This window comes from Paenibacillus caseinilyticus, assembly GCF_027533645.1.
GTDB lineage: Bacteria > Bacillota > Bacilli > Paenibacillales > NBRC-103111 > Paenibacillus_G > Paenibacillus_G caseinilyticus.
In genome coordinates, this window is sequence record NZ_JAQAGY010000009.1 from 218736 (window position 1) to 242770 (window position 24035).

The 24035-nt window shown below is 58.2% G+C and carries 20 protein-coding genes and 1 riboswitch; of the genes, 9 read left to right on the top strand and 11 right to left on the bottom strand.

The window, feature by feature from the left end:
* Window positions 1-79: 79 nt before the first annotated feature.
* From O9H32_RS16050 to O9H32_RS16080, 7 genes are all read right to left on the bottom strand, one after another.
* Complete coding sequence (locus tag O9H32_RS16050) at window positions 80-1621, bottom strand: ABC transporter substrate-binding protein (RefSeq protein WP_269867128.1); 1542 nt, start codon at window positions 1619-1621, stop codon at window positions 80-82.
* Between the two features lie 115 nt (window positions 1622-1736).
* Window positions 1737-2636, bottom strand: a complete 900-nt coding sequence (locus O9H32_RS16055; protein ID WP_269867129.1) for a carbohydrate ABC transporter permease — start codon at window positions 2634-2636, stop codon at window positions 1737-1739.
* 44 nt (window positions 2637-2680) lie between these two features.
* The gene (locus tag O9H32_RS16060) at window positions 2681-3598 is read right to left on the bottom strand and encodes an ABC transporter permease (RefSeq protein WP_269867130.1); all 918 of its coding nucleotides are present in this window, start codon (window positions 3596-3598) and stop codon (window positions 2681-2683) included.
* A 459-nt stretch (window positions 3599-4057) separates the two neighbouring features.
* Complete coding sequence (locus tag O9H32_RS16065) at window positions 4058-7927, bottom strand: glycosyl hydrolase 53 family protein (RefSeq protein WP_269867131.1); 3870 nt, start codon at window positions 7925-7927, stop codon at window positions 4058-4060.
* Between the two features lie 249 nt (window positions 7928-8176).
* Entirely contained in the window at window positions 8177-9439 is a 1263-nt protein-coding gene (locus O9H32_RS16070) for a stalk domain-containing protein (protein ID WP_269867132.1), read from the bottom strand.
* Between the two features lie 230 nt (window positions 9440-9669).
* Window positions 9670-10191, bottom strand: coding sequence for a spore coat protein GerQ (gene gerQ / locus O9H32_RS16075; protein WP_269867133.1), 522 nt, complete (start codon window positions 10189-10191; stop codon window positions 9670-9672).
* A gap of 26 nt (window positions 10192-10217) precedes the next feature.
* The gene (locus O9H32_RS16080; RefSeq protein ID WP_269867173.1) at window positions 10218-10640 is read right to left on the bottom strand and encodes a cell wall hydrolase; all 423 of its coding nucleotides are present in this window, start codon (window positions 10638-10640) and stop codon (window positions 10218-10220) included.
* A 244-nt stretch (window positions 10641-10884) separates the two neighbouring features.
* Here O9H32_RS16080 and O9H32_RS16085 point away from each other — a divergent pair, with 244 nt between their 5' ends.
* The 7 genes from O9H32_RS16085 to O9H32_RS16115 all read left to right on the top strand — a co-directional run bounded on the left by O9H32_RS16085 (window position 10885) and on the right by O9H32_RS16115 (window position 17669).
* Window positions 10885-11097: a hypothetical protein gene (locus O9H32_RS16085; RefSeq protein WP_269867134.1), complete on the top strand. Its 213-nt coding sequence runs from the start codon at window positions 10885-10887 to the stop codon at window positions 11095-11097.
* Window positions 11098-11345: 248 nt separating this feature from the next.
* Window positions 11346-12137 carry a formate/nitrite transporter family protein gene (locus O9H32_RS16090; protein ID WP_269867135.1) on the top strand — a complete coding sequence of 264 codons (792 nt, stop codon included), beginning with the start codon at window positions 11346-11348 and terminating at the stop codon, window positions 12135-12137.
* Between the two features lie 71 nt (window positions 12138-12208).
* On the top strand, window positions 12209-13126 hold the full coding sequence (locus O9H32_RS16095) for an L-lactate dehydrogenase (protein WP_269867136.1): 918 nt from the start codon (window positions 12209-12211) through the stop codon (window positions 13124-13126).
* 229 nt (window positions 13127-13355) lie between these two features.
* On the top strand, window positions 13356-13502 hold the full coding sequence (locus tag O9H32_RS16100) for a cytochrome c oxidase subunit 2A (protein WP_269867137.1): 147 nt from the start codon (window positions 13356-13358) through the stop codon (window positions 13500-13502).
* Between the two features lie 16 nt (window positions 13503-13518).
* Window positions 13519-13998, top strand: a complete 480-nt coding sequence (locus O9H32_RS16105; RefSeq protein WP_269867138.1) for a cytochrome c oxidase subunit II — start codon at window positions 13519-13521, stop codon at window positions 13996-13998.
* 15 nt (window positions 13999-14013) lie between these two features.
* Window positions 14014-15696 carry a b(o/a)3-type cytochrome-c oxidase subunit 1 gene (locus tag O9H32_RS16110; protein ID WP_406627330.1) on the top strand — a complete coding sequence of 561 codons (1683 nt, stop codon included), beginning with the start codon at window positions 14014-14016 and terminating at the stop codon, window positions 15694-15696.
* Between the two features lie 280 nt (window positions 15697-15976).
* Window positions 15977-16074: riboswitch (cyclic di-GMP riboswitch) on the top strand.
* Between the two features lie 65 nt (window positions 16075-16139).
* Entirely contained in the window at window positions 16140-17669 is a 1530-nt protein-coding gene (locus O9H32_RS16115) for a GGDEF domain-containing protein (RefSeq protein ID WP_269867139.1), read from the top strand.
* 139 nt (window positions 17670-17808) lie between these two features.
* On the opposite strand, the gene O9H32_RS16120 is transcribed toward O9H32_RS16115, so the two are convergent.
* Window positions 17809-18201, bottom strand: a complete 393-nt coding sequence (locus O9H32_RS16120) for a DoxX family protein (RefSeq protein ID WP_269867140.1) — start codon at window positions 18199-18201, stop codon at window positions 17809-17811.
* Window positions 18202-18372: 171 nt separating this feature from the next.
* On the bottom strand, window positions 18373-19143 hold the full coding sequence (locus O9H32_RS16125) for an SDR family NAD(P)-dependent oxidoreductase (RefSeq protein WP_269867141.1): 771 nt from the start codon (window positions 19141-19143) through the stop codon (window positions 18373-18375).
* 208 nt (window positions 19144-19351) lie between these two features.
* Between O9H32_RS16125 and O9H32_RS16130 the strand changes: the two genes are divergently transcribed.
* Entirely contained in the window at window positions 19352-20332 is a 981-nt protein-coding gene (locus O9H32_RS16130) for a peptidoglycan-binding protein (RefSeq protein ID WP_269867142.1), read from the top strand.
* Between the two features lie 152 nt (window positions 20333-20484).
* On the opposite strand, the gene aroC is transcribed toward O9H32_RS16130, so the two are convergent.
* Both aroC and aroA read right to left on the bottom strand, forming a co-directional pair.
* Window positions 20485-21540 carry a chorismate synthase gene (gene aroC / locus O9H32_RS16135; protein WP_269867143.1) on the bottom strand — a complete coding sequence of 352 codons (1056 nt, stop codon included), beginning with the start codon at window positions 21538-21540 and terminating at the stop codon, window positions 20485-20487.
* Window positions 21541-21557: 17 nt separating this feature from the next.
* Window positions 21558-22904, bottom strand: a complete 1347-nt coding sequence (gene aroA, locus O9H32_RS16140) for a 3-phosphoshikimate 1-carboxyvinyltransferase (protein ID WP_269867144.1) — start codon at window positions 22902-22904, stop codon at window positions 21558-21560.
* A 103-nt stretch (window positions 22905-23007) separates the two neighbouring features.
* Between aroA and O9H32_RS16145 the strand changes: the two genes are divergently transcribed.
* The gene (locus O9H32_RS16145; protein ID WP_269867145.1) at window positions 23008-23913 is read left to right on the top strand and encodes a LysR family transcriptional regulator; all 906 of its coding nucleotides are present in this window, start codon (window positions 23008-23010) and stop codon (window positions 23911-23913) included.
* Window positions 23914-24035 lie beyond the last annotated feature (122 nt).

Consider the following 24035-nt stretch of genomic DNA (forward strand, 5'->3'; position numbering starts at 1 on the left):
GCTTGACTTGCTTTTACTCTTCTTTGTGGATCTTGATATAGGCTCTTACATGTTACGGCCATAAGCTATAAGCTGTCCGTTACTTCTTAGCTGCGGCATCCGCTTGAGCCTGCATCTCGGTCAGCACCTTGTCGATGCCCGCCTGCTTCAGCTTCTCGCGGAACACCTGCACGCCGCCTTTGGCATCCGCCGGATCGACGATCCCGTAGAAGAGCGGTCTGCCGTACGTGTTCATCACGTTATTGATCGCCGCCACTTCGTTCTTCACTTTAGCGTCGTCGAAGGTGAATGTCTCGAGCGGGTGGTTGACGGTAACCGTCTGCTTCCAGCCCTCTGTGAACTTATTGATCTCATCGGCTACCGTCGCGTCGAGGCGCTCGTTCAGGGAGTTCCAGCCCCACGGGGAGACGCCGGCCGGCGGGAAGTTCGCCGAATCCTTCAGCGGCTTGAACTGCTTGTCGCCCACGGCTTCATAATGCTTGCCGGCGATGCCGTAGTTCGTCAGGTCGTGAATCTCTTTGTCGTAACGGAGCAGGTCGATCGCCATCAGCGCCCGCTGGGCGTTCTTCGATGTGGCATGTACGGACATGCCGTTGTTGATGAACGGGTTCGCGAGACGCTTCTTGTCCGCGCTGAGGTCGGCGAGCTCGATCTTCCAGTCCGGATGGGCCGCTTGGATCTCCGACTTGGCCCGGGTCAGCGTACCGAGATTCCACTCTACCGATGCCAGCTTGCCATCCTTGAACGCCTGGATCTTGTCCATCTTGCTCACGAGCGCATCCCGTGACCAAGCGCCGCTCTTCGCTGCGGCATTCATCTTGGCAACGAAGCTTTCGAATTCCGGCGTCTCTGCGTAGTTGAATACCTTCGAAGCCTTGTCGGTCACCTTGTAGGCGATCGGATACTGCGGCACGACGAAGTTCCACTCGTTGGCCTGAACCAGCTCGACCGCATTGAATTCGCTTGCACCAAGGCTTGGCGTGAAGCCCTTCTCTTTCTCCGCTACGGCTTTGAGGTAGTTCAGGTAATCGTCGTGCGTCTTCACTTCCGGCAGTCCCAGCTTCTCGCGGAGGTCACCGCGAAGCGCTACCAGATGGTAGCTGTATTCGAAGTTGTTCTGCGGCACCATGTAGATTTTACCGTTAACCTTCGCTTGTTCCCAAGCGATCTTCGGCTCCTGTTCCCAGGTCTTCGGCGCATACTTCTTCAGCATGTCTTCGGTCAGCTCCAGGAAGCCGTTCTTGTTGGCCTGCTGGGCATAGAAGAGCCATGGCGCGGAGAGCACGAGGTCGAAATCTTCGTTCGCCGCGAACATCAGCGGATACTTCTGGTTATAATCGCCCCAGTCGATGAACGTCACGTCGAGGGTCGCGTTGATTTTCTGCTTCATGATCTTGTTGACTTCGCCGTACACCTGATCGAAGTCCGCCGGCTTCGAGCCGAGCAGGACCATCTTCAGCTTGACTTCTTTGCTCGTGTCCGCATCTCCGGAAGGTGCCGCCGTCTGGGCTGTATTCGAAGCCGTGCCGTTCGGTGCCGCCGTGTTCGAACTGCATCCTGTGAACACCGCTGCTGTAGTCAGTGCCAAGCCGAGAGCCATCAGTTTGTTCTTGCTGCTCATAAGGTATTGCCTCCCCTTGTCTGTATCCATAGTGTAAACCCATCTATGATCACTGGATAGCCCCAGAATGATCCAAAATTTCGGTAGTGCTATACCGCAGGGCGGCGAAAGGATGTTACCCTTTGACCGCGCCGACTGTCAGACCCTGTACGAAGAACCGCTGAACAAAGGGATAGAGCAGCACGATTGGCCCCGTCACGATAATCGCAAGCGCCATCTTCAGGCTCTCGCCTGGGAGCTCCGCCACACGCATGCCGGATACTTCCATCAGCTTGCGGAGGCCTTCGAGATTGCCGAGCGTCTTGTAGAGCAGGTACTGCAGCGTGTACAGCTTCTCGTTGGAGACGAACAAGAGTGAATTGAACCAATCGTTCCAGTAGCCGAGGGCCGTGAACAGGCCGATCGTGGCCAAGGCCGGCTTCGAGAGCGGAAGAATCAGCTTGACGAAGATCGTGAAATCCCCGGCTCCGTCGATCTTCGCCGATTCCGTGATCGCCTCGGGAATGCTGCGCAGGAACGTACGAAGGATGAGAATGTAGAATACATTGAGCATCGGGGGCAGGAGCAGCGACCAGTAGGTATCCTTCATATGCAGATAGTTCACCATGAGGATGTACCAGGGAACGAGCCCGCCTTGGAACAGCGTCGTGAAGTAGAAGTAGAACGAGAAGCCGCTCTTCCACTGAAAATCCTGGCGCTGCAGCACATAAGCGGTCATCGCCGAGATGAACAGGCCGAACACCGTGCCGACGACCGTCAGCGAGATCGTAAGGACATACGCGTTAATGAACTGCTCGGGATGCTGGAAGGCGAATTGGTATGCCCCGAGCGAGAACTCCTTCGGCCAGAGGCCGAAACCCTCCCGGGTAATGCTCGATTCGCTGGAGAACGAGCCGCTCACGACAAGCAGGAACGGCACCAGGCAGACCAGGGCAACCAGCCCGACGAACACGTACCCGATCAAGTCGAGGATGCGCTGGTCCGCACGGTTTTTTTTGACAGTTGAAGTCATCATTGTCTCTCACCTCATAGTTGGTATGGGAGGGGCGCCGCCTGCCTCTAGAACAGCGCGTTCTCCCGGTCTGTCCGGCGGACCAGGTAGTTCGTAGCCAGGATGGTCACGAAGCACAGTACGGATTGGTAGAAGCCGATCGCCGCCGACATGCCTACCTCGTTGTTGACAAGCAGGGAGCGGTACACATAGGTATCGATGACATCCGTTGCCTGGAACAGCATGCCGTTGTTGCCGACGAGCTGGTAGAAGAGGCCGAAGTCGCCGCGGAAGATGCCGCCGATCGCCAGAAGCACGAGAATCAGGATGGTCGGTCTCAGCGAAGGAAGCGTGATGTGGAGAATGCGCTGGAACACGTTCGCCCCGTCGATATCCGCCGCCTCGTAGGTTTCCTTGTCGATGCTTAGGATGGAGGCCATGTAGAACACCGCTCCGTAGCCGACGACCTTCCAGGCCGAGAAGAAGATCAGGATGTACTTCCAATACTCCGCGGTCGTGTAGATATCCAGCGGTTCCATGCCGAAGGACTTCAGCATCGTGTTGATCGCCCCGAACTCGTAGTTGAACAGGTTGTACGCGACCGCTCCGACCACGACCCACGAGATAAAATAAGGCAGGAACATCAGCGTCTGCGCCGTCTTGCGGAACAGCTTGCTACCGACCTCCGCCAGCAGGATCGCCACGACGATCTGAAGCCCGTTATTGATGACGATGAACGCCGCATTGTAGAGCAGCGTGTTGCGGGTTACGTTGAACGCATCGCCGGTCAGGAAGAAGAACTTGAAGTTATCCAGTCCCACCCACGGCGAATTCAATATTCCGAGGTCATAGCGGAACTGCTTGAACGCGAGCACGATCCCCGCCATTGGGATATAGTTGAAAATAAAGAAGAACAGCGTCGCCGGCGCGATCATCAGCAGCAGGCTCCGGTTGGCGTTGATACGGTAGAGCAGGCCCCTCTTCATCTTTCTTGTCACTCCTCCGGTTCATGTCTCTGTAAGTTATATCGTAAGGTTACCAGTTCGGGGGAATCGTTCGTACCCTACAAAATAAGACTCTCCTGTACTTTTTGCGGCTGGCGGAAAGCTGCAGGAAAGAAGCGGGAAAGAAGCGGGGCTGCCGTGCGGCGGACATGAGACGGATCGCAAAAGGATCGGCCTGGTATGGTGCGAGAGGTGCGAGGTTCAGTCCGGGCGGCAGGCGCAGCAATCCGGGCCGGACGCGCAGGCGTGATGGCTGTGCATGTCTTGGCGGGCGGATTCCCGGCACCCGTGGGAAGTGAATGGCCGGAGACCACACCGCTCACGCGAAAAAGCCCCGGACAGAGGAGGCCGGTGAACGGCCGGATACTCTGCTTCCGGAGCTGGATGAGGCTATGTGTACACAGTATGCCGCCCATCTGAGGGCGGTCAGACCGCATAAGATTATTCCGACGCCTGGAGGGCACGGTACAAGATAACCGCCGCTTCCGCTCTTGTCGTCGCTTCCTTCGGAGCCAGGAGGCTGCCTCTGCCGTTGATCACGCCTGCTTGGACCAGGCCAGCAGCCGCATCTGCAGCATAATCCGCCACGCTGGACGCATCGCTGAACGCCTCCAGCCCGCTGCCGCCGGCCGGCTTCCACCGGCCTGCCGCCTCCAGGGCTCTCACGGTCAGCACCATGAGGTCTTCCCTCGTGATGCGTTCCGACGGCGCGAAGCCGCCGTTGTCCCGGCCGCCGGCCACGCCGAGCTTCTTAGCGATGCCTGCGGCATCATAATAGTAATCCGTGCGCGAGACATCGGCGAAATTCGAATCGAACGATGCCGTCAGTCCGGCTGCGCGCACGAGCATCTGCAGGAATTCCGCGCGCGTCACCGGCGCGTCCGGCGAGAACTCCGCGTCTGTTGTACCCTGGATGACCCCTTTGGCCGCAAGAGCTTCTACCGCTTGAGCCGCCCAGCCGACGTGCGACAAGTCGCTGAACGTGCGGTGGTCATAAGCGACCGCATAGGCGCTTAAATGTGTCGTCTGGAACGTCAGTACGCCTGCTTTCGCATCCCAGTGCGAGGTAGGGACTGCCTCTGCTGCTCCGCTGCCGCTGAGGTACCAGACCGTGAGGTATTCCGGATGCTGCGCTTCGGCAGCGCTCGGCTTGTACGGAATGGACACCGTCACCGGCGCGTCCGGATTGTTCCACGCTACCGGCTGGCCGTTCACCTGAACGGTCAAGTCGATGACAGGCTTGCCGCCGAGCTTGCCCCGCAGGGCTTCGTCGTTCAGGGCTGACGGCTCCACTGCGCGGATACCCACCGTCACCGGTCCGGAGCCCAGGCCCTTGCTGCCGGCAAGCATACTCCCCGGAAGCTTTACGCTGCCGAGCGGGGTAACCAGGGTGATGCGCTGGTCAGGCTGCCCGGACTGCAGCAGCGCTGCAGGAAGCTCCTGGGCATACGCCTTGGCGCCATCCACGGCGGGGATCTCCAGCTTGATCGCCTCTCTGCCGGCGGCCGTCCGAAGCTTGGCCGCTTCCTCTGTGCTCAGGCTGGCCGTCACGGTGCCGCTGGCCGCATCATAGGCCGGCTTCTGCCCTGCGGCACTGCCGCTCGTGCTGCCGCCGCTGCTGCCGCCGCTGCTGACGGTACCGCTATCGCTGCTGCTGTCACTGTCGTCATCGCTATCATCATTGCTATCGTTATCGCTATCGTTATCGCTGCTTCCGTCACCCGTGCCTGTGCCGTCACCCGTGCCTGTGCCGTCACCCGTGCCTGTGCCGTCACCCGTGCCCGTGCCGTCACCATTGCCCGTGCCGTCACCCGTGCCTGTGCCGTCACCTGTGCCCGTGCCGTCACCATTGCCCGTGCCGTCACCTGTGCCTGTGCCGTCACCATTGCCCGTGCCGTCACCTGTGCCAGTGCCGTCACCATTGCCCGTGCCGTCACCATTGCCCGTGCCGTCACCTGTGCCTGTGCCGTCACCTGTACCTGTGCCGTCACCCGTGCCCGGCTGGCTGTCCACGGAGCCATATACCGATACGGTTACGCTGCCAAGTGTGGAAGGGGTGATCTTCTGGCCGGTAGACAGCGCCGTCCATTCCGCCGATGCCACTCCGATCGTGCCTTTACGTTCGATATCCTGCGCTTTGAACCTTACCTGAAGCGACTCGGTATTCGAAGCCTTGCCTTCCTCATGCTTCGTTACCAGATGAATGGTACCGGCATCCGCATTGTACGTCGCATCAACGACCGTGCCCGCCTCCTTGCTCTCCGCCCTTACGAATTCGAACAGATTGCGGTCGTACGAGAGCTGCAGATCCTGCGAGCCGATGATATTCACGAGCCCTTTCACGCCTACGCCGACAGTGAACTCGCTGCCCGGCTTCACTTCGTCCGGAGCGCTCAGGGTGGCCTCCGAATGATCCGAATACAGCTCGAACTCGTCGATGCTGCCCCAGCTTCCGTTATTGGCATCCGCTTCGACCCCAAGGGTCAGCTGTCCGCCGGTCACGGTAATATTCGGGATGACAACATGCTTCCATTCGTGCCATGCGGTATTGACGATATCAGCGGTCAGCTTATCGCCAGCCGCATTCACCGCGAAGAGCTTCAGGCTCTTCTCTCCGCCGCCGCCCTGCGTGCGGACTGCTGCGGTGTAGGTGCCGTCCGGCAAGCCGGCAACCTTCTGCTCTATCTTGAACGTATAAGGCCGGTCGAGGTAATAATGAAGGGAATAGTCCCCGCTGTAAGCATTGCCCGCAGGCGCGCTCGACTTCTCCGCCTGCAGGGCGGCCGTCTCTCCGCTCAGGGTCCACCCGCTGAAATCCCCAGCTTCAAACCCGGCGTTCTTCACGTAATTCCGCGTGCCTTCGACGACCACCACCGCTTCGGCCTTCTGTTCGGTTCCTTCGATCGTCCCGGCAACATGCAGCGTGCCCGGCTGCGCCAGGTCCTCCGGCTTCACTTCCTCCCACGTCACCCCAAGGCTGCGGATGGAATCGTCGCTGAACTCGCCTTTCACCGCTTCGGGAAGCTGCAGTTCGCCGCCTACGGTAATGGCCATCGTTACCGGCTGGATCGACGTCAGTTCCGCCTGATAAGGCTCGCCGGCCGGCGTCTTCGAGACCAGGTTATAGACGTCCAGCGATGGGAGCGCGTTGCCGCCAAAATCGAACATCGCCTGGTTATCCCAGCCGTTGCCCTCGCCCGTCTTCCAGCCCGCGCCCTCTACTGGAATCCAGTCCTGCTCCCAATAGAACACGCCGAGTCCGCGGCCGCCCTGCACCTCATGCACCGTGTTCATGACATCCCGTACGGCTTGGGCTTGTCCCTGCACCGTGGCTTTGTAGCCGCCCGCGCTCTGCTCGGCCGGTCCGAAGATATTCGTGAACCCGTCGCCGTTCTCCAGGGTATGCGCGTACGCCGTCTCGACAACGATGACATTCTTGTCATACCGCGAGCTGATATCGTTCATGTTATGCTTCAGCTCATCCAAGGTGCCGTGCCAATACGGATAGAACGAGAGGCCGATGATATCGAACTCCACACCCCGGGCCGTAAGCGCGTCGAACACGCGGCGGTACAGGTCATTGTCTCCGCCGTCGGCCAAATGGAGCATGATGCGGGTCGCATTCCCCGGATCGTTCTCCTTCACCGCGCGGATCCCCGCCTTCAACAGGTTCGCGAACCCGTCGTAGCCGCCGATCTCTTCCCCTGCGGACTGCTGCCACGTCTTGCCGTCCGGCCAGATCATGCCGCCATTCGTCTCGTTGCCGATCTGCACCATGTCCGGCATCGCGTTATTCGCCTTGAGCTCGCGGATCACGCTGTCGGTGAAGTCGTAGACCGCCTGCTCCAGCGCGGCGCCGCTAAGGTCCTTCCATGCGGCCGGCTTGAACTGCTTGGCCGGATCCGCCCAGAAGTCGCTGTAGTGAAAATCGAGCAGCACCTTCAAGCCAAGCGCCTTGGCTCTCACGGCCGTCTCCACCGTGCGGGCCAGATCGTTATTGCCTCCTCCAAGCGGCCCATTCTCATCCGCGGGATGGTTCCAGATCCGCAGCCGGACCCAGTTCGTCCCGTGGTCTTTCAGAATCTGGAGCGCATCCTTCTCTTCGCCACCGTCGTAATAACGGCCTCCGCTCTCCTCGATCTGGCTCAGCATCGATACATCCGAGCCTTTGATGAAATCGGAACTAAGCCCTTCAATCGGGTTAATCCGGATGGTGCTCTCCTGCCCCGCAGCCTGGGCCTGGATTGGCAGCAGATTCATCACCATCGCGGCGATAAGCAGCAGTCCCACTTTCCCTCTCTTGAATCTCATATCTTCGGGTGACCTCCCTAACTATCATGTAAGCGGTTAACTATCCTTGTGTCCGTCCGCTGACCCGATTATAGCAAAGTGCGTCGGGCGGATTACCCCGGCAAAATAGGATTCTTCTGTAGTTTTTGCAGGTTCTCCGCTCCTCTGCCGGATGAAGCTTGGCAGCGGGGCTCCCCTTTTGCTCCCCCTTCATGCAGCAAACCCAGCACCTCACGGTACTGGGTTCCATAGGAATTCCAATATAGATACCTAATCCTCCGGTATATAAAACCGGCTGTCCCCTACCTGTATGTCTTCCAGCGTATCGGGGCCGCCCGGATCATGGTCGAAGAAAAGCCGGCGGACTGTGGTGCCGTCCTCATACTTGAGCGTTATCGTGTTGCCTGCGATGGAATAGGTTCCCGTATCGCTCTTGGACGAGGACGACTGTGTACCCGATACGATCACATCCAAGGAAGCGATGCTGAGATCCGTACTTTCGAATGTGCCATCGCGGCTAAACGAGAGATATTCCGTCGACGAGGTGGAATAAGCGTTAATGCCCACCAAGCCGTAATAGCTGATATATTTGTAACTGCCTTGGAGTATAGTCCCATCGGCTGCCGGCACCACTGCCGTCATCAGGATGCCGTTAATGGATAGATCTCCAGCCTGCGAGACTTCAATGCTGTAACTGGTTCCATCGCTTACCTGAAGCTTCCCTTCGGCAATGGTGTACGTACTGCACTTATCCCGGGTGCAGTCGATGGTCTCCGGTCCGCCCTGCGGAGGAGCTCCTATCAGGATATGGCTGTCCGGAAGAAAGGTATAGAGATCCCAGCAGGCACCGCCGCATTCATATCCTCCGAAGTCGTCCCTGAATCCGTAGTACATCCCTTGAAGATTGGACAGATCTACTGGCTTAGCAGGCTGAACGGGAGCGGCCGGCGTACTCGGCTGGGGCTCTTGGACTGGAGGCGCGGGCTCTTGGGCCCCGGGTGCAGGTTCCTGGGGTGCAGCCGGCGGCGTCTGCTGGTTGGCTGCATAGTCGGCCAGCTTGGTCAGCATCTCTTCCTTCGTCATGCCAAGGCTCGCCAATAACTTGTCGGTAACCACGGATATTTCTCTATTCACCGGATCCCAGTGCACGATAGCCCCGGTCGCTTCCCCAATAAAACGCAGGGGCACCATGGTGCTGCCATCCACGATCCGGGCGCCTTGGCTGAGCTCTACCTTCCGGCCGTTCACTGCAGCATAGGGTTCGTCAATACGGAGCTCAATGGTCAGCCCATCTTGAGATCCCGTTACCAGCCGCTGGGCTTCATCCCACTTCACCTTCATGCCCATCCCTTCGAACAGGGGCCTGAACTGGACCAATGTCGTGCCGTCGATTAGAAGCGGTTCTATCTCGAATGAGATTCTCGTCGTATCGACGAACACCTTCACGGGCTGCTGGGCAGCGGCAGCGTGGATTCGGGCGGAGGGATACGAACCGAAGAGGAAGATGACAAGGAGCAGTGAACCTATCAACATGCGGCGTGACAAGCGCAATAGGGATACCTCCTGGGAATTCAATTTTTGTGATCTTCCCTTAGGCTAATCGAACCCCCTGTATTTTCCAAGGTGCCAAAAGTATCTTTTCTAATCAACTTTTCTTGATTCAATGAGCGCTTCTTCAAAAAAATGAGGTGTAGATGCAGAAAAAAGGATCGATCCACCAGTCGGATCGATCCTTTGGGTATGCCGGCTTAGCGTTCTGCAACTTACCTCGATTTGACTAGGGGGACTTGCGGTTCTTGCGGAAGTGGATATTTAACTTCTCCGTCGAATTCTACCCAGTCCAGATTGGACATTAGCAGCAGGTGACGTTTCCCATTGGGATTATCCGGGTCGCTGATGATGATGTGGTCACGGCCAGCCGTTTCAATACGGCCGCGGTACCTTTTTGAATTATGCTCGTTGTTGCCTTGGTAAGTAAAATAGAATGTAGCGATCGCGTTTTTGTTGAAGCGCAGAATATTCTCGATAAATGATTCTTCCACCCTGCCTACGGGAAGCTGCTGACCAGTCCCCATCGGTACTACCGGGGTGGCAAACGATGGCCCGGAATAACCCGTCGCCGGGAAACCAGCAGCCCCCATCGGTGCTGCGGGGGCTCCAAACGAAGGTCCGGAATGACCCGTTGTAGGAAGGCCGGCAGCGACATCACTGCGTTTCATTCCATCCGGATAACAATCATAACCATACGGCGTTGGATAATAACTGTAGTTCCCATAACAAGTCATGAGAAAGTCAGCTCCTTTTTGTAAGTTTATCGGTAAAACTCGGGGCAATAGCCCTCTACACCTTCATAGAAGCAATGATTTTTGTGCGCGAATACGAACCTCGTCATAGGGGATCTTGGCATCGTGGGGGTACAAGGTATTCTCGTTCTTCTTCCTGGGCTAGGGTTAAAAAACCACAAGCTCATTCTGGACCGGGGTTCTCTATAACCATGCAGCAATTTCCTGGCCCTATTGATGTCTGCTTGTTTGGGACGTTGTGTATACAATGTTCCATTCAGGACGGGTTCAAAGTGAGGGACTCCCGTTCCAGGTATGGTTTGATAGATCGCCTGTGCAATATTACGCAGCCCTCTGAAGTCAGGAGCACAGTTAGCGTCGACCCGATTGGTCAACACCGTTCCTACCATGTTCATTCCTTGAACGCCTTCACCAACTGCTTCCGCCAACATAATCTTCGCTAATTCATCTACGTGACGTGCTGTATGTCTTATTCGTCTCCCCAACGTTTCCCCTCCTTTCGCTTATGTAGGCAATATATTGCACAAAGTCGTTCTAGGTAACTTGCCTATAGCCCAATTTTTGGGGAAAGTTCAATCCCCCAGGCTCACACGACATCCTCACGTCTGCGCTTCCCTTTTATTTTGGGAGGAACTATGGTAACTTGTATCCATATGGTTACAGGAGGACATGAACATGGCTAAGCCGCAGTACCGCTGGAATATCAAGCTGAAGAAGAGCAATTCGTATCTCGGAACCGTCTATCTCGAGGAGCCGCTCCCGGAAGTCGAGGACGTGATCATGATCGGGGACAAGAAATATTCGCTCGTGGAGATCCAGCCGGGCACGACCCGGGATTCCCATGACGTGTTCGTTGAGGAAGTCAAGAAGGACACCGCGAAGAAATAGCTGTGCCGCGCTGCAGGCCCTGCTTCATCACGGATTTGGGCGGTCCGCCGCAGCATAAGAAGGCCGGTCACAGGATATCCTGTGACCGGCCTTCTGTCTGTTTAACCGGAAAGATTGCGTCCTCACGCCGTACTGGGTGACTGTACTGCACCGTCCATCCCTCTCCGGCCGGAAAGCCCGGGCCAACGTGAATAACCTCTTCTCGCAGAGGGTAATATATGGCAATCCTAGAGTAGGGTGGTGAAGCGATGGAAAGACAACCGCTGCTGCTGGTCGAGGAGCTCGCCCTCAAGAAGCGGAAGATCTATAAGCAAAGCCCGCTGCGCTACCTGTCCAGGTCAGCGCTTGCCAGCATGTTCATCGGCTTCGGGGTGATCGTGGCGTTCCGGACGGGAAGCTTCTTCTACCTGGAACACTCCCCGTTCACCTATCCGATGGCGGCACTGACCTTCGGGGCGGCGATCATTCTTATTGCCTACGGGGGCGGCGACCTGTTCACGGGCAACACCTTCTACTTCACCTTTGCGGCGCTGCGCCGCCGGATCCGGTGGACAGAAGCGGCCAAGCTGTGGCTCACAAGCTATGGCGGCAATATTCTTGGGGCTGCCGTGTTCGCCGGTCTCATCTATCTCACCGGCCTGTTCCGGGACAGCAGCGTGAACGCGTTCCTGCTCAGCGTGGTGGAGAAGAAGATGCACGCGCCTGTAACCGAGCTGTTCTTCCGGGCCATCCTGTGCAACTGGCTGGTCTGTCTCGCCTTCTTCATCCCGATGTCCCTGAAGAGCGACGGGGCCAAGATTTTCGCCATGATGCTGTTTGTCTTCTGCTTCTTCATCTCAGGCTACGAGCATAGCATTGCCAATATGTGCACCTTCGCCATTGCGCTGGTGCTGCAGCATCCGGGAACGATCACCTGGAGCGGTGTGTTCACCAATCTGATCCCCGTAACGATAGGCAATTTCATCGGCGGCGCACTCTTGATGGCAGCCATGTATTACTACGTAAATAAGCCTTTTATGGACGAGGAAGCACAGGAATGACCGGAGGGCCTCAGATCTCCGTGATCCCCTGTGTTCCGCCACACCAATCCGAACGGAAGGAATGAACGCATATGAAAAAAGCCACACGGATCGCTCTAATCGGCGTAGGCGCGGTGGGATCGACTACCGCCTACACCCTGCTGCTCCGCGAGAGGGCGGATGAGCTTGTGCTTATCGATGCCAACCACGAGAAGGCGATCGGCGATGCGCTGGACATGAACCACGGGCTGCCCTTCCTGGGCCGCACGAAGGTATGGGCCGGCACGTATGAGGACTGCAGCGAAGCGGAGATTATCGTGATCACCGCGGGCTCCGCACAGAAACCGGGCGAGACGCGCATCGATCTGTTGAAGCGTAACGCTGCTATCTTTGACAGCATCATCGGCGAGATTCTGAAGTACAATACGCACGGTATTCTGCTCATTGCCACGAATCCGGTCGATGTTATGAGCTACTTGTCGCTGCAGAAGTCGCAGTGGCCCGCTCACCGGGTGATCGGGACAGGAACGCTGCTCGACAGCGCCCGCTTCCGCTATCTCATCGGCAAGCACCTCAGCATCGACCCCCGGAGCGTGCATGCCCATATTATCGGGGAGCACGGCGACTCCGAAGTACCGGTCTGGAGCCTCGCGAACGTCGCGGGAGGCGAGCTTGGGATCGGGGACGAGGCCAGGGAGGAGATCTTCACGAACACCCGGGATGCCGCTTACCAGATCATCTCGGCCAAAGGCGCCACCTTCTATGCGATCGCGCTCGCGATCGACCGCATCTGCACGGCGATTCTCCGCGATGAAGGCGCAGTGCTCAACGTCTCGACCTTGCTCCAGGACTATCACGGGGTCTCGGATGTGTACCTCGGGGTTCCGTGCATCGTGGACAGACAGGGTGTCCGCTCGGTCATGCAGCTGCAGCTGTCGGAGCCGGAGTCCGAAGGACTGCAGCGCTCGGCGAAGAAGCTGCGGGAGATTATCAGCTCGCTCGGCGTGTAGGAAATGAACAGCCGGCGGCTTCCACCGAAGCCCGGCCCGGTCACGCTTATACCGCGTGGCCGGGCCGGGCTTTTTGGGGCTGCCTGCAGGGCATGCTCGTTGGTTCAGGCATTTAGGGTAGATTTCATTATCTTCCCTTCTATGGGGATAATTGGGTCTATCCCCCGTGCATACTAACGCTAGTCGCAATATAATCCGGTTTGTGCTGGGGAGAGGAGGCTTGGAGATCATGTCCGAACAGGAACAGGGGAGCGGTGGAGACCCGACGGATCCCCGCGAGACATTGAGAGGAACATTTGTCTCGGTATTGTTCATTGGCGCTTTCTGCCTTGTACTGTGGCTCCTCTTCTTTGTCATTTACATCCGCCAAGCTTAATCCAAGGAGGAGACGTATGGAACACCGTCATTCGATGCCCCGTTACGAGAAAATTTGGCTGCTGACCGGCAGCGTTTCCCTGATTGTCTTCCTGGTCATCCTCGGGGTGATGGCCTTCGGGATGGGACTCGACGCGCCGGGTCATATGCAGACCATCGCCCCGAAGGAAGTCGCCGTCACCGCGCCGTTCAATCAGCCCGCCCTGAAGATGACCGCCCCCGGGGAATACGATGCATACATGGTGGGGCAGATCTTCGCGTTCAATCCCGGGGAGCTTCAGATCCCGGCCGGCTCGAAGGTTCACTTCCACATTACGAGCCCGGATGTCGTACACGGATTGCTCATCCCCGGCACGAACGTGAACATGATGATCGTCCCGGGACACATTACGGAATTCGAGTATACGTTCAAGCGAAAGGGCGATTATCCTCTCCTATGCAATGAATACTGCGGGATGGGACATCACCTCATGATGGGCCGACTGCGCGTAACGTGAGTTCAGGAGAACACCTTGACATTGAAGGAGGAGATTCACATCAACACGAAGCCGTTCCTGTTCGACCGCAAGGACCGGAGTCTGATTCTGGCCCACCTCGGCATCGCCTTCCTGGCCCTGTTCATCGGCGCCATTGCCGGTCTGCTGCAGGGGCTGCAGCGTACCGGATTCCTCACGCTGCCCCCGCCGATCGGCTATTATCAGCTGCTGACCGCGCACGGCGTGATGATGGCGCTGATCTTCACCACGTTCTTCATTATCGGCTTCCTGTATTCGGGCGTCTCGCGGACGCTCGGCGGCGCGATGACTCCCGGCTCCCGCCGCTCGGCCTGGATCGGCTACTGGCTGATGGTCATCGGGACCGCCATGGGCACCTATGCAATCCTGACCAACGACGCTTCGGTGCTCTACACCTTCTATGCTCCGATGGCCGCTTCTCCGGCATTCTATATCGGACTTGCCCTGGTGGTGGTAGGGAGCTGGCTGAGCAGCGCGGCGGTCTTCATCTGTTTCGTCAAGTGGAGGAAAGCTCACCCGGGCCAGGTCTCTCCGCTGTTTGGTTATATGGCAGTCGCCACCATGATCCTCTGGGTCATCTGCTCGCTCGGCGTAGCCGCCGAAGTCGTATTCCAGCTCATTCCTTGGTCCCTGGGGCTTGTGCCTACCATTAACATCGAGCTCAGCCGGACCCTGTTCTGGTATTTCGGGCATCCGCTCGTGTATTTCTGGCTGCTGCCGGCCTATATTTATTGGTACGTCAATATCCCGCATATCGTCCGGGGCAAAATCTTCAGCAATTCGCTTCCCCGCCTGACGTTCATTCTGTTCATCCTGTATTCGATCCCCGTCGGCTTCCATCACCAGCTGATGGAACCCGGAATCAGCTCCTTCTGGAAATTCGTCCAGGTGTCGCTGACCATGATCGTGGTCATCCCGTCGCTCATGACCGCCTTCTCCATGCTGGCTACCTTCGAGCTCGCCGGAAGAGAACAAGGCGCCACCGGCCTGTTCGGCTGGCTGGGCAAGCTGCCGTGGAAGGATGTCCGCTTCTTCGCCGCCTTCATGGGTATGGTCATCTTCATACCGGCCGGCGCGGGCGGGATTGTCAATGCGAGCTACCAGCTCGACCAAGTGGTGCACAACACGCTCTGGATTACAGGCCACTTTCATCTCACGGTAGCCTCGACCGTGGCGCTGACCTTCTTCGCCATTTCGTATTGGCTGGTCCCCCTCTTGACAGGACGAAGCTTGACGCCCTTTGCGAACCGGCTCGGCATCATTCAAGCGGTGATCTGGGGCATCGGGATGCTCTTCATGTCCGTCAGCATGCATATCGTCGGGGTGCTGGGCGAACCGCGCCGGATCGCCTACACCACGTATATGGACCACCCGATTGTGAACAGCTGGGCCCCTTACCGGACGCTCATCGGGATCGGAAGCGGGATTCTGTTCGTCGGTGTGCTCCTGTACCTCTATATTGTCGTCTATCTGTGGAAGTTCGCCCCGGCTGCCGAGCAGCCCGCAGATTATCCGCTAGGTATCGTGCAGGAAGCGGCGCAGGGAACGCCGGCGATTCTGGAGAGGTGGTCGGTCTGGATCGGCGTGTCGATCCTGCTGATCCTGTTCGCCTACACGATCCCGGTAGCTCATATGATTCAGCATGCCCCGCCGGGCGCGCCGCCGATGCGCACCTGGTAGGCCATGGAGGCCAAGAAGGGACCCGGATCAGCGGGTCCCTTCTTTCCGTACTTGCAGAACCAGATCGGGCACGTCCCTCTTCGCATAGAAGGTTACGCTTTCACAAATGGCTCTAGAAGCTCAAGCGCAGCTTCCTCCAGCTCCTGAATCATAATCTGAAATCCGGCGAACCTCACTTCTGGGCGTTCTTCGCATAGCGGGCGGCAATTTGTTAATTTTTTCACTTTGACGTAACGCCTCATTCCTTCTATGATAAGGAGTATCCATACAACATCAATCTACTTGTAAATAGCAAACTTATTGAAAAATAAGGACGCAAAGCCTCGGGCCTACGGAAGAACTCTCTCTTCGTTCTTCTACGGCGGCCGGGTTGCCGAAGTGGTGTGCACAAACCATCACCTGCATTAGGGGATGGTTTTTTCTACTTAGAAGGGGCGCTAACCATGCCAACGAAACCTAATACCCTTTTCCTGCCCGTCTTTGGATTGTTGTTCGTGCTGCTGCAGACGTTCATTTCATTAACGAACGGCGAATATTCCTTTACTCTCTACCTTATGGATATCCTCGCGCCGACAGTCTCGCTGCTGGTCATGCTCTTCGTGATCCGGCAGCATAGCGGGGCAAGGAAGACGTTCTGGATCCTGATCGCCGTGTGTCTCCTCTGCGAGACCATCGCCCAGTTGATCTGGGGCTCCTATGAGTGGATCTGGCATGCCGAGGCACCCGACATCGGCATCGCGGATATTTTCTGGCTCTCCCAGTCGCTGATCTACCTTATCGCACTCTACGGATGGGTCTGCCATACCGGAGGAATCAAGCGGTCCTTCCTGGATTCCGCCATCCTGCTCGTCAGCTTCTCCGTCGTGAGCTGGGAATTCCTGATCGGACCGATCTATGAAGGGGAGAAGCATCTCGATATCGTAACCCTCTCGGTAGACTTGTTCTATCCGGTGAGCTCGCTGCTCATGGCGTTCATTATCTCTACCTGGATGCTGAACGGCGAACACCGGCTGAACCGCCGAACCACCATCGCACTTGTACTGGGCTGTCTCGGCTATGTCTTCGGGGACTCGCTGTATATTCTGCTGATCGACCTGCAAGGGATCGACTGGCTGGAGCCATGGATCGATACGTTCTGGACCGGTGCCTGTTTCTGCATGGCTGCGGCCGGCTTGTATTCCCTCTCCGCAGAGCCCTTGGAGCAGAAGGCGGCCGAAAGCCGCTGGCAGCGGGTAGCCCGGTTCTCGGTGCCCTATATAGGGCTGCTCCTGCTCGTCGGCATCCTGTTTTTTTTCAAGCTGACTACAGATGTGTTCGTCTGGGGGCTGGCCCTTACCGTACTGCTTGTGCTGGTCCGTCAGGTCATGTTCCTGCTGGAGCGCGAAACCCTGAGCGACCGGCTCGGCGAGTCCTACCGCCGGCTGGAGCAGATCGCAAGCTGCGACAGCTTGACGGGTCTGCTGAACCGGAGGGTATTCGAACAGGAGCTGGAGCAGAAGCTTGCCGGCGCCGCTGCGAAGCCTGTCGCGGTCATGTACTTTGATCTCGACAAGTTCAAAAGCATCAACGACACCTATGGCCACCGTATAGGCGACCTGCTGCTGCAGACCGTAGCGGCCAGGCTCACTCCCCAGGAAGGAGTGAGTATTGCACGGCTCGGCGGGGATGAGTTCGCCCTCAGCTTCTCATCGCCGAATATCACCACCAGCCGCTTGGATGAATGGTCGGCCCTGCTCGTAGAGACGGTCTCCGCGCCATACGAGCTGGACGGCCTGTGCATCCGCACCTCACCCAGCATAGGGATTGCCCTCTACCCGCAAGATGCACAGTCCGTACCCGGATTACTGGATGCGGCCGACCAAGCCATGTACGAAGCCAAGCGCCGCGGCGGCGGAACCTTCGCTTACTATCGCAGCCAGACCCAACTGGTGCGAAAGACGGACCACTCCCGTTCACTGCAAGAAGTCCGCTGACGCCGCCCTCCAACAAGAATGGCCCCCTGCCCGAGTTCCCGGACAGGGGGCTTTTTCATGTGATGGAAGCACCTTAGCTTGCCTGCCGGTCATAGGAAGAATCACGGCGATATGCGGCGCAGACCACCTGATCTGGTCCTTACTTCGTTCCGATCGTCCGTGAAGAGCCTGCGGATCCTGCGCGGCCTGCGGGCTTCCTCAGCAATCCGATCGCAACCAGGGCACATAACGTAAGGACCGGCATCAGCACGTCCGCAGCCATACCCATAGTGAGCAGCGTCACGACAGCACCGATCATGATGACAGCGAGCAGCGCGGCCCCGTAGCGGGCCCATGCCCGGAACAGCAGAGCCACCCCGCCGACCACCTCGAGCAGGCCTATTGCCAATCGGAACCAGTCCGGGAACCCCATCTGCTTGAAGCCTTCCACCGACATCGGTTCCCCGATCAGCTTCAGCACCCCTGCCTGCACGAACAATACCACCACCAGCACAAGACCGACCCACCCTGCAATCTTCCAGCCCTTCTTCATAACCCACTCTCCTCTTCCGTTCTTCGTCATCTTCTGTTACTTATGCTAACACGAACAAGAAGGGGAGATTTCTTCCCGATTGCTATATCTTAGGGCGGGCACAGCCCAATCTCCCCCGGCTTGCACGCTGTGTGCGTATACCGGGGGATTCCTGTCCTGTCCACCTAACGGTCAGAAGCCATAGATCGTCATGCCGCCATCCACATAAAGCGTCTGCCCCGTCATGTAGGCCGCCGCTTCCGAAGCCAGGAACACGGCCGGACCGACCAGGTCCTGCAGCTCCCCGATGCGCTTCATGGGGGTACGGGACAGCACTTCACTGACGAAGGCCTCGTCTGCGAGCAGCTTCTCGGTGAGCGGCGTCTTGAAGTACCATGGGCCGAGGGCATTCACCCGGATGCCGTGCTTCGCCCACTCGAGCGCGAGCACCTTCGTCATCTGGATCAGCGCCGCTTTCGTCGAGCCGTACACGACACCGGTCCGCAGGGCGGTATATCCTGCCACGGAGGCGATGTTTACGATGGATCCCCCTCCCGTGTCCTTCATCCGCCGCGCGACCTGCTGCGAGAGGAAGAACGCCGACTTCAGATTCGTGTCCGCGATCTTGTCCCACTCCTCCTCCGTTACCTCCAGGGCAGGCGTACGAATGTTCATCCCGGCATTATTGACGAGAATGTCGATCTTCCCTGCCCACTCCTCCGCTTCCCTTACGGCTGCCGCGAGCTGCTCCCTGTCCGTAATGTCGGCCGGAATCGCCAGCGCTCTGCGCCCCGCAGCCTCCACGGCGCCAGCTACAGCCAACAAGTCCTCCGGCGTCCGGGACAGCAGGATCACATCCGCCCCCGCTTCGGCCAAACCGATCGCAAGCGCTTTCCCGATGCCACGGCCCGCTCCGGTCACAATAGCTTTCTTCCCTTCCAATTGAAAAGACGGCAAATACATGTAAGCTTCCTCCCAGCAATGCTAGTCTTATAGGCCCTGATATGGACAGCATCTTACCACGAAAATAGAATTTACGCGAACCGCCCGAAGGTTCAATGTCCTTGAATATGTTTAAAATGTAAATGTTTACAACAAAATCTAGCAAAAGTATACTGAATCTAGCAAGTCGATTTCTTATTATCCAACTATTCTTAGGAGGTATTCATTCATGTTCCCGAAAGTGCTCCTGAAGAAAAGCAGTGTAGTCACGGCCGCTCTATCCTTATCCCTCACGGCTTCCCTCTTCGCCGCTCCCCTGCCGACAGCCCGTGCCGCCACTTGTGCCGATGTGCTCACACCGATGACGGACCCGCTGGCGATCAAGATGGAGAACGGACAGACGCTCATCTGGGATAACGTCAAACCCGAGCTGATCACCGCCCGCGACCGTTACATCAATCTCCTGAAGCAAAAAGGGTGGACCATCACCTTCAATTCGGCTTACCGTCCATATCAATATCAACGGCATTTATACGAAGTCGTTCAAAATAAAAGCGTGTGCGGAGCCGAAATGTCCAAACACGGCCTGGGCACCTTGGTCGCCGCCCCTTCTTATACGGCTCCGCACACAGCGGGCTTGGCTTTCGACGCGACAGTACGGGATGGCAGCGGCAATGCGCTCAACAGCATGACCTCGGTGAGCAGCCAACTTATTGATGTCGCGAAGCAGGCAGGACTCTACTTCCCTCATACGACTACAGACGGCGTACATCACCAGCTCTCTTCCGGCGGATCTTCCTCCCCTGTACTGCAGGTAGGCAGCTCCGGTCCTGAAGTGGTTACGCTACAGACCAACCTGAACCGGGTCGGCTACAGCCTGAGCGCGGACGGCGTATTCGGCAGCGGGACGGAGAGCATCGTGAAGCAGTTCCAGGCCGCCCATGGACTGACTGCGGACGGCATCGTCGGCTCCGCGACTTCCTCCAAGCTGAGTGCGCTCGCAAGCACCACCACCGTCCTGCGTGTCGGCAGCTCCGGCGACGAGGTGAAGGTGCTGCAGCGTCTGCTCACCAAAAAAGGCTACTCGGTGACCGCCGACGGAGCCTTCGGAACAGGAACCGAAAGCGTGGTCAAACGGTTCCAATCGGCGAACAGCCTGACCAGCGACGGGATTGTCGGCTCCGCCACTTGGAGCAAGCTCCGCTCCTAGGAAGCAAGGCCCGGCCGCAGCAACGGGCTCAACACAAATACGCCACGTTGTGCGTAAGGCATAACGTGGCGTATTTGTCTTAGGGACGGGGGTTAAGCCGCCCAATAGCTCGAAGTGTGGCTGAGAAGCCGCCAAGCTGCACTTTTTGCATCTTACCCGTGCATGGCGGCTTGCCGCTTGTAATGATCCTCCACTACAAGACAGGCCATCGCTTCGACCACGGGAACAATTCTCGGACAGATGCAGGGATCGTGCCTGCCTTCCGTGCGGATCTCTTGTTCCTCTCCATGGATGTTGACCGTTCGCTGGGCAACCGAAATCGAGGATGTCGGCTTCACGCTGATCCGGAAGACAATCTCCTGCCCCGTGCTGATCCCGCCAAGGATGCCGCCCGCATGGTTGCTGAGGAATCCTCCGCCGTCCATCGCATCGTTATGCTCACTGCCTAGCATGGAAGCCGCTTCGAATCCGTCGCCGAATTCGATCCCCTTCACCGCGCCGATCGACAGCATCGCTTTGGCGAGCTCCGCATCCAATTTGTCGAATACGGGCTCCCCGAGCCCCGGCATCACGCCCCGGATCCGGCATTCGACGATGCCCCCGCAGCTGTCGCCGCGCGAGGCCAGCTCCTCAATCTTACCGATCATCTCCGCCGCAGCGGCAGGATCGCAGGCACGGACGGCATTGCGCTCAATCGCTTCTTCCTCGAAGGTCCGGCACGCAATACCGCCGATCTCCTGCGTATAGGCCAGCACCTGTACACCCCTTCTCTCCAGCAGCTTCCGCGCCACCGCACCACCGGCCACCCGGGCCGCCGTTTCTCTTCCCGATGCCCGCCCGCTGCCCCGGTGGTCCCGGATGCCGTATTTCTTCAGGTAAGTGTAATCGGCGTGGCCGGGGCGGAACGACTGCTGAATATCGCTGTACGCCTCCGGCCGCATGTCGTGGTTATACAGAATGACCATGAGCGGCGTCCCGGTCGTTCTGCCTTCGAAGATACCCGACAAGATCTGAACCCGGTCGTATTCTTTGCGGGGCGTGGTCACGGAGGATTGGCCCGGCTTTCTCCGGTCCATCTGGACCTGAATGTATGCTTCGTCGATCTCGACCCCTGGCGTCACTCCATCCACGATGACGCCCACAGCGGCACCATGCGACTCCCCGAAGGTGGTAATTCTGAAGCTTTCGCCGAACGTATTCCCTGCCATTGGTTAGTCCTCCCCCTCTAGTATTCTACTTCCACCCCAAGCTCCGACAGCTGTTCAAAATAATCCGGACAAGTCTTGGAGACACAGCCCGGGTCCATAATCCCGATGCCCGGAACCCTTAGACCGATCAGCGACAGCGCCATCGCCATCCGGTGGTCGTCATGGGAATCGAGCAAGGCCGGCACGGGCTGGCCGGGATAGACGGTCAACCCGTCGTGATGCTCCTCCACGCGAAGACCCAGCTTCCCCAGCTCCCCGCAGATCGCGGCGATCCGGTCGCATTCATGATGCCGGATATGGGCCGCATCCGTCAGCGTGATCGGGCCATCGGCGAAGGGAGCCAGGGCCGCGATCGTCAGCGTCTGATCCGACCACTTCTTCATGCTGAGGGTGAACCCGCCCTTCAGCTGCCTTGCGCCCCGCACTTCCACATAGTCCTCGCCTCGATGAACGGTACACCCCATCCGCTCAAGCACATCCAGAATTCCAATGTCCGGCTGGCGCGTACGCTTGGCCTCCAGTCCTTCGATCCGCACGCAGCCCGCGGTCAGCGCGGCCGCAGCCCAGAAATAGCAGCATGTCGAGACGTCCGGCTCCAGCACGGTGGATTGCGCTTGATACCTCCCCGCAGGCACTGCGATCGTCTGACCGTCCGCGGAAACGTCCGCGGTCACACCGAAGGAGCGCATGGTATCTAGCGTCATCCGGACATAGTCCCTCTGCACCACCTCACCGTCGATGCGCAGCGTAATCTCTTCTCTGGCATAAGGGGCGGCGAGCAGCAGTCCGCTGATGAATTGACTGGATGTGGAACCCGGCAGCGTCACTTCTCCGCCCCGCAGCCCGCTTGCGCGGAGCAGGAACGGCATGCACCTCTCTTCCCTCTTATACTCGAATGCCGCACCAAGGTCCGTCAGTGCGCCGAGCAGAGGGGCCAGCGGTCTTTCGCTTAACCGCCGGCTTCCCTTCACGGTCCATGCTCCCGTGCTGACCGCCAGGGCTCCGGGCAAAAAGCGTGCAGCCGTACCGGCGGCTCCCAGATAGAGTTCGCCGGACGGATTCGGCCAGTTCCCCGCGCAGCCCCCGACATAAGCCGTCTCCCCTTCGACGTCTACCTGCACCCCCAGCTTCGTGAGCGCGTCGATGCACCAGTAAGAATCATCGCTTCTCAGGATCCCGCGCAGCTCCGATCTTCCTTCCGCTAGGGCGGCGATGACCAGCGCCCGGTTCGTCAGGCTCTTACTTCCGGGTACTCGAATCCTTCCGTTCACCGCGCCCTTCGGAGGGCTGATCTTGACTTCTCCCTTATCGTTATTCGTCGACCAAGGGGAACGGGCTTCCAGGTCCGGTTGATTGGAGATCATGCGGCCACCTCTTTTGTATAAGTTGTATCCCGATTATAATAAGAACGTTGAAATAAATGAAATCGAAATTTACCCACAATGTCATAGAGGCGGTTTATATCATATGATGAACCTGGAATGGTACCGGATCTTCCTGCATACGGCGCGTCACCGGAATCTGACGAAAGCCGCACAGGAACTGCACATTACACAGCCTTCCGTCAGCTATGCCCTGAAGCAGATGGAAGAGGCATTAGGCCTCTCCTTGTTTCACCGGCTGTCCAAAGGTGTGGAGCTGACAGAAGAGGGACGGGCGCTGCTCGAGTACGTGGAGCAATCGTTCGCCCTGCTGGACTCCGCACAGAAACACCTCCGGAACCTGAAGCGGTTAAGCGAGGGCGAAATCCGGATCGGGGCGAGCGATTCACTGGTCAAGCATCTGCTCCTGCCGCACTTGAATTCGTTCCACAAGGAATACCCCCGCATACGGATTCGTCTCTCCCACGGGAAGACCCCCGACATCACGCAGCGCCTCAAAGAAGGCGAGATCGACTGCGCTCTGGTGCATATGCCTGTTCACGATCCGCAGGTGGACGTTCACACCCTGGCCGTACTGGAGGATTGTTTTGTCGTTGGCGAAGCGTATCAAGCTATGGCAGGCCGCCCCCTTCCCACGGGGGAGCTCGCGGAGCTGCCGCTCATCCTCTTGACGCCGGGAAGCAGCACAAGGGTATTCGTCGAGCAATGGTTCGCCTCCCAGGGACATGCCGGGGTGAAGCCGGATATTGAGCTCGGGAGCATCGACCTGCTGGCCGAGTTCGCGGTGCTGGGCTACGGAGCCGCTTTCATCAGCCGGTCTTTCGTGCAGTCGGAGCTTCAGGAAGGCAAGCTGATCGAGCTGCAGCTGGAGGATCCGCTCCCCCCTCGCAGCATAGGCTTTGCCGTCCGGCGGGACAGGAAGCTGTCTGCGGCGGCCGAAGCGTTCGTCCGGATACTCCGCGCCGAGCAAGGACCGTTCCCCGGCTTGTAGTGCCGGTCCGGGCGGTGCAGGGACAGCCGGGCGGGCTCTTGCGGCCCCATTCATACATGTTTTGCACAGGATGGGCAATAATACCTTGAGAAACCATGGGACGTTCCTTGGGGTACGGAGGA